The organism is Marinomonas maritima, assembly GCF_024435075.2.
GTDB lineage: Bacteria > Pseudomonadota > Gammaproteobacteria > Pseudomonadales > Marinomonadaceae > Marinomonas > Marinomonas maritima.
Window position 1 is genome coordinate 436,363 of record NZ_JAMZEG020000001.1, and the last position, 14,195, is coordinate 450,557.

The 14,195-nt window shown below is 41.6% G+C and carries 14 protein-coding genes; 9 read left to right on the top strand and 5 right to left on the bottom strand.

Annotation, left to right across the window (positions count from 1 at the left end):
- The first annotated feature begins 68 nt into the window (after positions 1-68).
- The 5 genes from rsd (at position 69) to M3I01_RS02225 (ending at position 4,067) form a co-directional block, all read left to right on the top strand.
- Positions 69-539, top strand: a complete 471-nt coding sequence (gene rsd / locus M3I01_RS02205) for a sigma D regulator (protein WP_255893934.1) — start codon at positions 69-71, stop codon at positions 537-539.
- The gene (locus tag M3I01_RS02210) at positions 511-1,494 is read left to right on the top strand and encodes a WD40 repeat domain-containing protein (RefSeq protein WP_255893935.1); all 984 of its coding nucleotides are present in this window, start codon (positions 511-513) and stop codon (positions 1,492-1,494) included. The genes rsd and M3I01_RS02210 overlap by 29 nt, the downstream gene beginning before the upstream one ends.
- Positions 1,495-1,497: 3 nt before the next feature.
- Complete coding sequence (locus M3I01_RS02215) at positions 1,498-1,974, top strand: DUF423 domain-containing protein (protein ID WP_255893936.1); 477 nt, start codon at positions 1,498-1,500, stop codon at positions 1,972-1,974.
- A 165-nt stretch (positions 1,975-2,139) separates the two neighbouring features.
- Positions 2,140-2,856, top strand: coding sequence for a tRNA (guanosine(46)-N7)-methyltransferase TrmB (gene trmB / locus M3I01_RS02220; protein WP_255894784.1), 717 nt, complete (start codon positions 2,140-2,142; stop codon positions 2,854-2,856).
- A 65-nt stretch (positions 2,857-2,921) separates the two neighbouring features.
- Entirely contained in the window at positions 2,922-4,067 is a 1,146-nt protein-coding gene (locus M3I01_RS02225) for a Wzz/FepE/Etk N-terminal domain-containing protein (RefSeq protein ID WP_275564895.1), read from the top strand.
- Between the two features lie 138 nt (positions 4,068-4,205).
- On the opposite strand, the gene M3I01_RS02230 is transcribed toward M3I01_RS02225, so the two are convergent.
- The 4 genes from M3I01_RS02230 to M3I01_RS02245 all read right to left on the bottom strand — a co-directional run bounded on the left by M3I01_RS02230 (position 4,206) and on the right by M3I01_RS02245 (position 8,587).
- Positions 4,206-4,580 (bottom strand): transposase, encoded by a 375-nt coding sequence (locus tag M3I01_RS02230; RefSeq protein WP_255893938.1) that lies wholly within the window; start codon positions 4,578-4,580, stop codon positions 4,206-4,208.
- Positions 4,581-4,936: 356 nt separating this feature from the next.
- Entirely contained in the window at positions 4,937-6,040 is a 1,104-nt protein-coding gene (rsgA, locus tag M3I01_RS02235) for a ribosome small subunit-dependent GTPase A (protein WP_255893939.1), read from the bottom strand.
- A 337-nt stretch (positions 6,041-6,377) separates the two neighbouring features.
- Complete coding sequence (locus tag M3I01_RS02240) at positions 6,378-8,345, bottom strand: putative bifunctional diguanylate cyclase/phosphodiesterase (protein WP_255893940.1); 1,968 nt, start codon at positions 8,343-8,345, stop codon at positions 6,378-6,380.
- A gap of 26 nt (positions 8,346-8,371) precedes the next feature.
- Complete coding sequence (locus M3I01_RS02245; RefSeq protein WP_255893941.1) at positions 8,372-8,587, bottom strand: YgaP family membrane protein; 216 nt, start codon at positions 8,585-8,587, stop codon at positions 8,372-8,374.
- 579 nt (positions 8,588-9,166) lie between these two features.
- On the opposite strand from M3I01_RS02245, the gene M3I01_RS02250 reads away from it, so the two are divergent.
- The 4 genes from M3I01_RS02250 (at position 9,167) to M3I01_RS02265 (ending at position 13,673) form a co-directional block, all read left to right on the top strand.
- A complete protein-coding gene (locus M3I01_RS02250; RefSeq protein ID WP_255893942.1) occupies positions 9,167-10,351 on the top strand; it encodes a GGDEF domain-containing protein in 1,185 nt (394 codons plus the stop codon).
- Positions 10,338-11,183: a substrate-binding periplasmic protein gene (locus M3I01_RS02255; RefSeq protein ID WP_255893943.1), complete on the top strand. Its 846-nt coding sequence runs from the start codon at positions 10,338-10,340 to the stop codon at positions 11,181-11,183. The genes M3I01_RS02250 and M3I01_RS02255 overlap by 14 nt, the downstream gene beginning before the upstream one ends.
- A gap of 159 nt (positions 11,184-11,342) precedes the next feature.
- Entirely contained in the window at positions 11,343-12,395 is a 1,053-nt protein-coding gene (locus tag M3I01_RS02260) for a Stealth CR1 domain-containing protein (RefSeq protein ID WP_255893945.1), read from the top strand.
- Positions 12,396-12,536: 141 nt separating this feature from the next.
- Entirely contained in the window at positions 12,537-13,673 is a 1,137-nt protein-coding gene (locus M3I01_RS02265; RefSeq protein ID WP_255893946.1) for a helix-turn-helix transcriptional regulator, read from the top strand.
- Positions 13,674-14,047: 374 nt separating this feature from the next.
- Here the strand turns inward: M3I01_RS02265 and M3I01_RS02270 are convergent, their stop codons facing one another.
- On the bottom strand, positions 14,048-14,176 hold the full coding sequence (locus M3I01_RS02270) for a hypothetical protein (RefSeq protein WP_255894816.1): 129 nt from the start codon (positions 14,174-14,176) through the stop codon (positions 14,048-14,050).
- Between the last annotated feature and the right edge of the window lie 19 nt (positions 14,177-14,195).

Consider the following 14,195-nt stretch of genomic DNA (forward strand, 5'->3'; position numbering starts at 1 on the left):
CAGGAGATTACGTATCGGAATATGCTTGAGATAAGCTAAGAATAATTAACACCTGATGGAGTTATCATATGTTAGAAAGTTGTAAAACAGCCCAAGAGCGATGGGGCGGAGTTCATGTGATTATTGATCGTTGGTTAGAGCAACGTCGTCAGCTAATAGAAATGTGGGTGTATTTACGTGATCGTGGGGAATTTACGCCGACGGACACGCCTAAGATTCTAAGCGTGTGTGAAATGCTGGTGGATTATGTTTCAGCGGGTCATTTTACTGTTTATGAGCAGCTCGCATTGGAGGCGAAGGAATTTGATGATGATGGAGCCTCTGTGCTGTTGCGCAATTTATTGCCTCTTATTGATAGCTCAACAGAAGTGGCTGTTGAGTTTAACGACAAATATGACACGAAAGAGCATTGCAATGCTCAACTTGAGGCTTTGCCTTTTTCATTACAAGCGTTGACGCTGGTAATGGTTGAGCGGTTTCAATATGAGGATCAGTTAATTAAGGAATTACATGAAGCGCACAGTGAAAAAAGCGCTTAAGCTTAGCTTAACTATTTTCTGCTCTGCGGCGTTGTTGTCTTGCTCTGCTGAGGCGCCAGTTCGAACCGCTAAATACGCAGTTCAGGGTTTGTATTCTGCGGTGCTAAGCGACGATGGTTCATCAGCCTTGGTCGGCTCTATTCAGCATGGTGGTAGTTATTGGATAAATGCTGTCAATGAACGTCGTTTTAGCTGGAATGACGCCCAAGGCGAATACTCATCATTCATTGGTGTTGATATTGATCCAAGTGGCCAATATGCCGCTACTGGTGGCTCCCGTACGTTAGTGTTATGGAATACAACGACGGGGAAATCGGAAGGGTTTTGGACGACGCCAGGCGATGTTCAATCGGTGAAACTGACTCAAAACGGCGATTACGCCTTAATTGGGTTAAACGATCAAACCGCGCGTTTCTTTGATGTTAAACGGGGTGGTATCAAACAGACGTTACGAACGGGATCCACAGTTCGTGCCGTTGATATTACACCGGATGGAGCGCTCGGTATCACAGGTGACGATTCCTCGAATGTGATTCTTTGGGATATGCAATCCGGTGAAAAAAAATACGAATGGCCGCTGAGTAATCGTATTGGCAGTGTGGCATTGTCGGCTAATGGTAAATACGCGTTCGGTGCAGCCAAGTTAGGTAATGCAAAAATTTGGTCGACTAGAACAGGCAAAGAATTAACCGTTCTTGATACTGGTGCATTGAAATACCGTAATATCACGATTAGCCAAGCTGTTTTCTCTCAAGACGATAGATCCATTCTTATTGGTGAAGTGAATAGCAATGTTTCCCTCGTTCAGGTGAGTACCGGCATTGTTCAAAAAGAGTGGACACTTTATACCCCGAAAGGACGACCTTCCGGTGCCAGTGTTATTGCCTTGGCATTTGGGGCAGACAGTCGCTATTACGCCATTGGTAGTAATGGCTATCTAAACGTACTGGAATAATTGATGTCAAATCGAGACACTGAATCCGCTGTTCGCTCTTCAGTAAACAACTTAGAAAGTTACAAGTCAGAAAATCATAAGCCTTTGACACCAGCGCTTTCCAACTGGGCGGCTCTTTTTTCGATCCAAGCATGTATCTCGGTTGCTGCTGGTGCGTTCGGTGCGCACGCCCTTAGTCGTATCCTTGATGCTAACGCACTTGGCTGGTGGCATACTGGCAGCCAATACCTTATGTACCATGCGCTTGCGGGTCTTATTGTCGTTGCCTTGTCTTCTTATTTACCGTCTTGCAAAAACATATTGGCTCTTTTTTTTATAGGCAATATGGTGTTTTCAGGCAGTTTGTATGTCATGGCATTAACAGGCTATACGCTTTTAGGCGCTGTGACGCCGATAGGTGGTTTATGTTATCTCGTTGCTTGGGGTTGTTTGGCTTGGCAGTTATGGCGATCAACGGCATCTAAAGCGACATCAGACTAGGCTGCATCGAAAACAAGAAGCAAAGCGGGACAGAATATTGTTTTTCGGGTAGGATACGTGCCCGCCAGATCACCATAAAACCATGGTCGATCAATAACCGAATTGAGCCTAATGGACTTAACCGTTAGCTTCTTTACTATAGAACACATTAAGCGATTTGAAACCATGCAAGAGCAAAACACAGGCAGTCAAGAACCCATTAAAAAACGCACCATTCGTAGCTTTGTTGTACGTGGCGGACGAATGACGGAAGGTCAACAGAAAAACTACGATGCAAACTGGGCCGTGTATGGTTTAAATCTTGCTGATGGTCGAATTGACTATGCGGTTGTGTTTGGTCGTGAATCAGACGTGGTGCTTGAAGTCGGCTTTGGTATGGGTGCGTCGTTGGTTGAAATGGCGAAAAATGCACCAGAGAAAGACTTTATCGGTATTGAAGTGCATCCGCCAGGTGTTGCTAAACTGATGATGTTAGCAAAAGAAGAAGGCATTACTAATTTACGTGTGTATTGTGATGACGCTATAGAAGTCATGGCGAACTGTTTACCACAGAACACCGCGAGTGCTTTCCAATTATTTTTCCCCGATCCTTGGCATAAAAAGAAGCACAATAAGCGTCGTATTGTTCAGCCTTTATTTGCCCAACAAGTGGCAAATGTATTAAAGGATGGAGGTCATTTTCACATGGCAACAGATTGGCGGCCTTATGCGGAGCATATGATGGGAGTGATGGAGGTACAGGAGGGTTACCAGAATGCTGCAGGGAAAGGCTTGTATCATCCGCGGCCAGAGTGGCGTCCACTGACTAAATTTGAACAACGCGGTGAGCGTTTAGGACACGGTGTTTGGGATTTGATTTATACATCTAATAGTATTGGCTAAATATCTAGCTCTACCCTAAATAGGGTTTATTAAAAGAAATTTTATCTTGTTAAGAGAGGCGAGTGGTGACAAAAGGTCAATTATCCCCAGATCAATTTGAACAAAAATCTGTATTAGAAAAATATCAATTTGATCATCAAGACGATGAAATTGATTTAAAAGAACTTGTTGTTGCACTTTGGCAGGGTAAAATTACAATTATTGCCGTGACGGTTATTTGTGCTGCCATTGCTATTGCTTATGCATTGTTAGTGAAAGAAAAATGGACTACCGAAACCGTAGTAACAGCGCCACAAATCAGTGATTATTCGGCTTATCAAAAAATGGTGAATAATTTCCAGCCAGTATTTGATATTTATCAAGGAGATGGTGCTTTGTTGGTTAGTAATAAGCTGGATGGCTTTCTTCTTTCTAAAAATTTGTTCCAAATTTTCATACAACAATACCAGTCTAGAGCCAATAAAAAAGCATACATCTCTTCGTCTTCTGATTTTCAAGCAGAATTGACGGTTTTGCAAAAAGATATGAAAGAAGAAGACTATAAAAATGCTGAAGCCAAATTGTATGGTGAGTGGTATCAAAAATTGACTGAAAATGTAGCTACCACTAAAAGTGGTATTGAATCATATACTTTGCAAGGCATACAGCACACTGCTGAAAAGAGCTTCGGCTTTTTAAATGGGTATGTTGGGTACATCGAAATGAAAGCTCAGAATATCGCGCTTGCTAATTTGAAGTCAGCGGTTGAGGGTAAGCACAGTGAATTAGGTCAACAAAAAGCCTTGTTGGTAGATCAGGCAAAAAGCCGATTGAAAAGTGAGCAAGAGCTGGCAAAATATGCTTTGAAAATTGCTCAGGCGGCTGGTGTGAGCCAGCCTCAGCAAAATTTAGGGAATCAAGAGTTATTTGTAATTAATATTGGTTCAAATGCGTTAGAAGCTAAAGTGAAAGTCTTAGACAGCCTTAGTCTTAATCAGCTTAATATTATAGATCCGAGACTGCAGGTAGTTGACTCAAAGCTAAATTTATTGGGGTCTTTGAAAATAGACTCCACGGTTTCCTTTCAAACGTTTCGATATATTGAATCGCCAGAAAAGCCCCTTGGTCGTACATCGCCTAAACGGTCTCTAATTGCTATTTTAGGTGCTTTGTTGGGTGGAATGCTAGGTTGCTTCTTGGTGTTGATTAGATTTGCGCTTCGAGAAAAATAATAGGCGTTTTAAATTAAAGTCCTAGCAAGTACTTGTTCGTATGGTTAAGTGAACAGTCCAAGTTGTAAGTTTCTTTTATTATAATAATAAAAAGGCGCATTCCTATCTTCGATTCTGGCTTGGCGGCTGCCATCACGATCACGTTGGAAGTAATAAAAGTAAACGCACATCGCTCGCTCGTTGATCATGTGATGCCGCCGCATGACTCGCCTCTCGACGTACAATGTTGTAGGCAAGCAACATCTCCCACATTTCTTGGTAGATTAGATCGACTTTCTTACTGCGCAACGTAATGGCGTTGTTGAGCATGGAAGATTTGATGTCACGAACTCCTAGTTCAATTTCCCAGCGCTGATGGTACAGCAGAGCAATTTTATCAGCTGGGTAGTCGCTGATAGGAAGTGATGTCAGTACCGTCTTGGCTTTACCTTGAACGTCATAGGTTATAGCTCGTACATCCCAATATTTGGGCAGATTAGAGTCCTTCTTGCGTGCTTGTAGGGAGACTTTCATACGCCATCGCCATATTCTTCAATGACCTCATACACAGTGTTACTGCGTTTGGGGATTAACCAATGTCGTTCATTTCCCCATTCATCAATGCATGCATGAGATTGGCACTCCAAAAATTTCGGTCTAAGAGTGTAATACTGCGATCTGGAATCTTATCTAACATGACTTCTGCTAATATGGCGTTTCAGCTTTCCGATAAACGCCTATCTGAGCATCAAAAATAACGTGGGAATGAGTATTAATCAGAGCAAAAAATCCGATAAAGAAAGCTTAATCGGATTTTCTGAGGCTATTCAATTAAATTTAACCCTGAAGTGAACAGCGTTAGGCTCACTGAGAGCCTCTTTTTTTGTTTCTTATTTATTATTCCCCTTGTTTTCCCGGTGCTTCATTTGTTCACGAAATACTTTTTTACTGAACGTTTTCTGGTGTTGTTTTTGTGCGTATGCCCCCTGTGCTGAGCGAGCATTATAGGCGTCTTCTTTGAGCAGTTTTTGGTAATTCTGCCAATGATATAAGGGCAATATACCACTTTCTAAGGCTTGTAATACTTGACAACTAGGTTCGGTTTGATGGGTGCAGTTCGTAAACTTACATTCCTTGGCTAGCCGAATAATGTCGTCAAAAGTTTGCTCTATGCCTTCTTGTGCATTGAGTAATTTCAACTCACGAATGCCGGGAGTATCAATAAAAAGAACGCCTTGTTCGTTGATTATCAACTGTCTTGAGGTGGTTGTGTGTTTCCCTTTATCGTCGTCTTCACGTATTTCACTAACAGATTGAATATCGCTTTGTTTTTTCTGAGCATGAGTGAAAAGTGCGTTGACTAAAGAAGACTTTCCTACACCAGAAGACCCAACCATCGCGATAGTGGCCGTGGGTATCAGAAAATGAGAAAGCGATGATAGTGAGTCTGGCTTTAACACCGAAACCCCCGCAAGGTTATGCACGGATAAAGAACGGATTTGATCTAGAAAACCGTCAACATCGTCCGTCAAATCGATCTTATTAAGCACAATAACAGGTTCTATCTGACATTCGTAAGCCATGGCAAGATAGCGCTCTAATCGCTTAATATTAAAGTCGCTGTTTGCACTGGTGACGATGAACAGATAATCCAAATTGGCTGCCATCAGCTGACGTTTATGGTTACTTAAGCGCTCTAACTGGTTCTTGGCCTCAAGTACTTTAAGAATACGAAAGTGCTCGTTAGTACGCTCAGTAATAACCCAATCACCCACGCAAAAAAAATCGCTCACAGGCTGAAAACACTCTGGGCAGAGTAGCTCGACTTCTCCTTCAGGCCAATTGCTGCCTAATCCTTTGATCACTGATCGATGTATGGCACTGATACGAAAGATCAATAATTCATTTGATTGTAGTTTTTCAAATGTTTGCGTGTCTGTCTGTTGCAAAAAGAAGTGATTCCAACCTAAAGGCTGTAATGTAGAAATATTCAATGTTTTAGCTCCGGCTAAAAAGAACAAAAATTAGTTGGATAAAACTAAAAACGCCGGATAAGACAAAGCAAAGAAAGACGCCCAAAATGGGGCCTTAAAAGAGAGGAGGTTATAGAAAAGTGCTAATGAAAGTATTAACGCAGTTCTAAATTCTAACGCTCTGTGCTGTCTGAATCGGCGTTGAATTGAATACAATCATCAATAATCTCCTTGTAGGTTTAATAGAGTCATAATTCTGTGGGAGTTTGTTCATTTGGTCAAGTTGAAACAGCGAGATCGAGAAAAATAAAAGAGCTGATTCACTTCTTTATTCTATACGAAGAGCAGTAACTGATTGTTAAATCGGCAAAGAAGCGTAGCTCAATAACAAGGCTTCTATCTCATCCGTAGGCATTGGTTTAGCGTAATAATAACCTTGGCCATAAAGGCAACCCATTTTGATGAGAGTATCTGCTTGAGTTTTTGTTTCAATACCTTCTGCAATAGCATTGCAATTGAAGGAGGTCGCCAAGGTAATTGCCGCGCAAACGATGGCTTTTTTATTGGCGCCGTCTTCAATATCACAGATGAAAGATCGATCTATTTTGATGTTATTCACTTTGATATTACTAATGTAAGACAAAGAGCTCATTCCTGTTCCAAAATCATCGATAGCCAGAGTAATACCTGCTTGTTTAAAGTCATCTAGGCGACTAGCTATATAGTCGATATTGATGCTTGTCGACGATTCAATGAGTTCTATTTCTAACTGTTTTGTATCGATTGAATACTGTTTTAGTAGCGCCAAGGTGAACTCTAATAAATCGGGATCAAGCAGGTTATAAGGCGATAAGTTAATAGCGATGGGTGTCGATAACCCCTGTGTTTTCCATAGTGCTAATTGTTGAATCGCGCTTTGAATCACATAGCGTCCAAACTCCTGAATACGACCACTTTGCTCAATCAAATCTATAAAATGCACAGGCGCAAGAATTCCATCTGTCGGATGATACCAACGCGCTAACGCCTCAACGCCAATGATATCCCCGCTGTTTAATTCAACTTTAGGCTGGTAATGGAATTTAATTTGCCGTTCTGATAGTGCGCTTTCTAGGTCTGCACGTAGCCGTAATCGTTGGTGGCCGAGTTGTGTGTTTCGTTCACTGAATATGCTCCAGCCACTGCGTTTTTGCTTGGCTTCATACATGGCAATGTCTGCACACACCATCAATGATTCAGCGTCTTTTGCATGACTTGGGTAGTACGCAAGGCCAATACTGGCACCAGTGTTAATCGACAGTTTATGGATCATAATAGGCTCATTACAGACGTCTATTAATTTCTGAGCGAGTTTATGAGCCTCTTCTATCTCTAAATCAGGTGCCCAAATAATAAATTCATCACCACCAATACGCATGACTGTTTGTGTCGGATTAAGGGCTAAAGCAAGCTTTTGGGAGACTGCTCTGAGTAATACATCACCTGAAGAGTGGCCAAAAGTATCATTTACTTCTTTAAATTTATCGAGATCTATTACAAACAAGCAGCCTCTAGTAGGTGTTTCTAAAAGTGTTTCATTCGTTTTTTCATACTCCGATGGTGTTTCGGGCATGATGTTTTGCATCATATTGATCAAATACAGTCTGTTCGGTAGGCCGGTCAGTGAATCATACGTCGCGAGTCTTTCAAGTGCGTCATTTTTACTTTGAACCCGCTTAGCCATCCACGATGACAGCGTAATAGCGAGCCAAACTGCCATCCAAAAAACAATGAATGAGGTTAACGATAAACGTTTAGCAATAAGGTCAAGAGCTGTATCAACGCTACTTGCCGCTTCTATCATGACAATTTTGTAATCTAGCCCTTCTACTACTTGCCAAAGAAAGCGTTTCCCATCAATTTTTTCAAGGCCGTTCACCATAGACATAGGTGATGATGGTTTGTTTTGACTTACCTTTGTGTGTATTTTTTCTTTAATAATCGTTATTTGAGAAAAGGTCATATTATGATTAAGCGACCAGTCAAGTTCATCCCCATGAGCTTCAACATACAATAGCTCTGTGCGGACATGGTCATTTAAATAGGTAAGTTCAATAAGGTGCTGTAGACGTTGTGTCGCTTCATTGTCTGCTTCGACAAGCTCGGCATGAAACAACATAGCTTGTCGATGAAGGGAAACGGCTTCTGAGTCTATACCCAGCTGAGAAGACAGACGATAAGACACAACCACATAAATCGTAGACACAAACAAAGCTACGGCAAGGCAGACAAGAATCAACCTTAAACGCAATAGCTTGTCTCTCTGTAGCTCTAACAGTGGCGGCATATCGTTCCTGAAAATGGGACAGAGTATTACTTATTTTTAGCGCTACTAATGCCAGCTAAATGATAAACAGGACACCATCCAGAAATGAGAGAAATCAAATTAAGCACCCCAAAGGTGGCTAATAATATTTCTAATATAGGCTCTTGAAGATAACCGTTATTTAATAGTAAAAAACCAATAATAACGATTCCTATCACGCCTCTTGCTATGCGATCGATAGGGTGTAGGTTCTTCTTCATCATCGTGTCTCTCCAGTCGATTTTATACATTGTACCGTCAGCGTAAATTATCTATTTGCCAGAAAAAAAACAATGTTAAGACTGTAAGGAATTGCGTCGTAATGTAAGGCACGATTTGGTAATGAGATGGCCGTAAAACTGCTTAGCCATCAAGCTAATGTCATTTAATCTGTTGTACTGACGTTACAAACTATCTTATTAACACTAGCAAGACTCTCTCAGCACTACAGTGTTAGGTGCAAATCAAAATGGTGGGAGGTTTCATCGAGTAGTCCATAATTTCAAGCATCACTCCTTTTTATCTGACTTCCGTGTAATGCAGTGGTTTTAGGTTTTCTTGTTAAGGATGAATTCGTGCGGTTGATGATGTCCGCACCTTCGTTAATTTGAGCGGTTTTTTTGGAGTAGTTCGAAGTTTATTCCATTAAGTACGTGGGTAATCTAAGATTAACCTAAGTTCAATGTTGATCGGGCAGGGCCGTTTTAATGTTTTTAAGCTTTCTACGTCCAAACAATCTATCCCAAAAAATGATGCGTGTTATTTTTTTCATATATTTGGCTGTAACTTGTGTAATTACAAGTATGCAGTTCTTCAGCGAATATGTGAAAACACAGGACTCAATACTTAATGAATTGAAACAGTTGGAAGAAACCGTCCGTGAGCCTATTTCTACCAGCTTATGGCAATACAACGAAAATCAATTGAATGTGCTCATTGCCGGATTGGTTAAAATGCCCATTATCGAAGGTGTCGAGGTTTTCGATAAAGATGCCCAAGCCATGTTTTCTAAAAAATCCTACAACTCGGGCTCAGCCCCATTGTCTCTTTTCGATACGACGTCAGATTTAAATTGGACACTTAATGGAGAAAGCGTCTTTCTTGGAACACTTGTGCTTTATTCATCGTCCGAAGTCGTTTTAGATCGAGTTTTATTTGGTTTTACTCTGATTGCCATTACAGCAATCATCAAGTTATCTATTTTGTTTTGGCTGTTTGTCTGGGCATTTGATCGTTATTTGGCAAGCCCTTTGAAGGAGCTAATGACTCAAGTGAATGAAGTTCAAATGAGTCCTAATATGAGTAAGCGGATTAATCTGTCAAACATTGAAAATAACGAGATCAGTCAGCTTCAAGAACACATGAATACGATGTTATCCACTCTAGAGATGGACCGAGAACAGCTATTAGAGAATGAGCAAGCTAAGCGAAATTGGTTAGAGGATGCCGTTGCTAAGCGTACAGAAGACTTGCAGGTTTTGAATAAAAAATTGGAAGAACTGGCCACAAGAGATTCTTTGACAGGCATACTGAATCGGGGCAGTTTCTTTGAAATGGCGCAACATTTACTGATTCTGTCACAGCGTCAAAAATCGCCAGCATCCTTTTTGTTGATCGATTTAGATAATTTCAAAAGGGTCAACGACACTTATGGTCATTTTGTTGGTGACAAAGTACTTATCCATTTCACGCAGACCATTCAGAAGTCTTTAAGAAAATCTGATCTCATTGGCAGAGTTGGTGGAGAAGAGTTTGCCATATTTCTCCCTGATACAGGCAATGATGATGCTTTCCAACTTGCCGAAAAACTACGAAAAATCATTAGCCATTCTGTGTTGGAAGTGGATGGTAACGTCGTGGCTTATACAGTGAGCCTTGGCGTTGAGTCATCCGAGCCAAAAGACCATTTAATTGATGAGTTATTTAAACGCGCCGATTTGAAGTTGTATGGTGCCAAAGATAAGGGTCGTGATCGTGTTGAGAAATAAGAAGCTGAGCAATAAAAAAACGAACAGCCAACGATTAAACCATTTCTCATTTCTGATGGTCTTTCTGGTAGGCATCAGTGTGCCTCATATCGGCTCTGCTGCGGCGTTAAAAGTGTGTTACGACCAATGGCCGCCAATGACAATATTTCCATCGGAAGAGGACTCTGAGCGTGGTGTTGTTATCGATATGCTGGAGCAAATATATTCATCAAATGGTTATCAGCTCGAATACTATGAAGTGCCTCTAGCACGAGGGTTGAATATGGTGAGAGAGGGGCTTTGCGATATATTGCCGGAATACTTATATTCAAAAAATCCAGACGACCATTTTGTCTATGCCGACGAAGAAACGTTTGCCTACACCTCCGCCTTTGTTGTTAGGCGAGATGATCCGTGGCGCTACAATGGGATTCAATCTTTAACGGACAAACGCATTGCTACTGGACCTGGTTGGGACTACAGCTCAATGAGTGCTGGTTACCAGAATTATATTGACGATCCTAAAAATTCTAATTTCGTAGAAGTGGTTGCTGGTTACGATGATGTGGTTGACCGAATTTTCCAGATGATCAGTGAAAATAGAGTCGACTTATACGCAGACAATGACCTTGTCCTTCAGTACGTTTTAAATCGTCTCAACCTGAATGATGACCTTCAAATAGTACGCCCTGGTTTAGAAAAGAAGTTGGTTGAAAGGCCGATTTTTTCCAAACATATTCCCGCTGAAACAAGACAAGATTTGATCAGAATTTGGAATGAAGGCCGCTTGGATATGAAAGGTGAAAAAGAGCAAGTTCTTCTTAATAAGTACAAGGTTTCATTGGCAAATTAGCGTAAGGCTGGCCTGTATACCTTTTGAATTATTGGAAACTTAATAGATGGTTCACTATCAAATCAACTTATTGAATAGCTGACCCTTTTAAAATTGACTAGTTCGACAATGAACCTGAGTCGCCATTACCATTGCCATCACTAAGAGACATCTACTGAAATGCTAAGAAATGCAACTGAACTCCATCTTGAACCGATTGATGCTGTTATCACTTGGGTCAATGGGGATGCTGAGAAACACCGTAAGACGCGACAAGAATATATGACCATTGAGCCTTCGCCACTGCATGAAAATGCATCGAACCCTCATCGGTGGTTGTGTAACGATGAAATCTTGTACTGCATTCAATCGATCGAAAACCATGCGCCATGGGTAGGTAAAATCTGGATTGTTGTTGATGAAGAAGGCCCTGATTTATCAAGCCTCTCGGAAAACATTAGGGTCAAGGTGCATCTTGCCTATCATTCAGAAATTTTTGAAGGGTTCACGCAAGTGCTCCCCACATTCAACTCTTTAACCATTGAGAGCATGCTGTGGCGGATTGAAGGGCTGAGCGAGCGGTTCATGTACTTTAATGATGATGTGTTCTTGACTGCGCCCCTAAAACCGTCAGACATTTTTGACGGGCTTACTCCTATTTTTCGAGGCAAGTGGGTTGACTATAGCGGGTTGCTTGGCAGTGCCGAAGCACGGGATGACCCTGCGAAATTCCACTATTTTATGCAAATAAATGCGTCCCAAATTATCGGTTTTCCCGCTACGGAGCTGTTTTCTGCTGCCCATGTCGTGCATCCTTTTCGACGTTCCAAAATGGCCGAATTGTTTGCGCTGTATCCCGATTACTTCCTCAGTAACATAAAATACAGATTTCGGAACTTGGAACAATTTCTCCCGCAGGGACTGCATAATCATGCTTGTATCAGAGACAACGAGGCCAAGCTCGGCACGACAGATGACCACCTTCACATCACAAGCGGACAGGGAAAGGGGCAACCTCCAGCCGATACTCTAGCACTGCTGATCAGAGCGACGAATCCTGAAATCAAGTTTCTATGCGTTAATGACCTCCCTCAACTGGTAGAAATCATCCCGAACGCAGTTGAATGGATAGCTCAGGCTATTGGCGGGTTTCCGGTGCACGCTAAAAATACAACAATCGAGAGATTGTGCCTGCAATCAGAGGATGCAGAGATAAATTTGGCAAAAGCATGAAGCTTGCACAACCAAAGACATCAGATTTATGAGATAGAGATAAGTGATGCACCTCGTTTACTCAGTAAAATACGGTGACAATAAAGTAGGTCACACAGTGACTTTAGTATTGTTTTTCAGTGTCTAAAAGGTGATTTGACCATGTTCCTAGATCATAACGCCGCGACGACTTCGATTTTCTCGCAGCAAGATACGCAGATCATTCATGCATTGTATGCAGGACTGACTGATCGTGAAGGTTTTCATCATTTTCTAGATTTATTATCAACGGCAAACAACGCATGTGCAGCGGAGTTGGTGGTTATTCGCAAGCAGCCGTTGCAAATTGATCACCTTTGGTATGCTGGGCTTTCGGATGAGTTTATAGATTGGTACACACAAAATAATATGATTAAGCAGGATTTGGTTTCTAGGTATGTGACTTTTCAACCGCCTGGAGTATTTCATTCTGCGTTATCTATACTGGATGAGTTAGACGTTACTGAAGACTATAAACGCTGGCAAACTGATCAAAATATGCTTGATAGTGCTTGGTTGGTTGTTCATTGCACAGATACTCATACGACATTACTAACGATGCAGCGAACGGTTGAGCAGGGCGCATACCAGTCACAAGAGTTAGCACGGCTTAATCTGTTGGTTCCCTTTATACGCCAAGCTGTTTTGTTGTATCAGCAGGTTGATTATCGAACAGTTGCCCAAAAAACACTGATTAGTGTCGTTAACACCATTCCTCAAGCAACATTGGTATTAAATGAGCAGGCGGTTGTGATTCACGCTAATCCCTCTGCGAAGACGTTCCTGCTGGAAGAATCCTTGTTGTCAGTTCGTAACGAGAGATTAATGTTTCAGCAGCGTGGTGTTCAGCAGGCGTACTTTAGATCAGCGGTGCATGTTATTCGCGCGAGCATGGGACAAGGTGAATATGAGTCAGACGCACTGTTTTTAAAGCGTGCGGGGCGGCCTCCATTGATTGTGCTGATAAGACCCATGGAAAGTACGGATTTATCACAGGGTGGTGCTTTAGTGACCATTGTTGAGCCTGCTAAACGTAAGCTACCAACGGCAGGAATCATTGGAAAATACTTTTCACTCTCGCCGGCCGAAGCTGAACTATGCGAAGATTTAGTGGCAGGACTGACATTAAAAGCAATCGCAATAAAGAGTGAAAAAACTGAAGCCACACTGCGTTCATACTTAAAAAATATTTTTATTAAAACCAATCACTCACGCCAAGGAACATTAATCAGCAGTATTTTATGTGCTTTGTTACATTGATGAAGTACTAAATGATACATATGAAATATGACCTTTATTCCTTCTGGCAGACAAAAATTATCGTTACATGGCAACGAAACCACTTTCATTTTGTTGATAATTCTTTTTGGCTATATTGCTTCTGTTTGCTTTTAGTCGTCCGTTATGGTCGTTACGACACATTGAATGAGCTCGATTTTCCGCGCTTGTTTAGCATAAGTTAAGTGCTTGCTCATAAGGGAAATAACTAACTGTTGTGCGGCTTAGGTTTTGGCAGGGGGCATAGTGCAGTTCCATCCTATTAACATTTGATTGATGGCAGGGTGAAAACAAAAAAACCGCCAAACCAAATGGCTTGCGGCTTTGCATTGTGTAACGCTAAAAAAATTGGAATCTTAGTACTGGGAGTCTTTCAATACTCGCTCGCCATAGATGCCATTTTTTGGAATCAGTGTGTAGCTAGAGCTAGCCGCGCGCATTACACGAATCCCCTCAGCACCGGCTTGATCCCGCAAAAATAACATCGTGTATATCTTTGATATC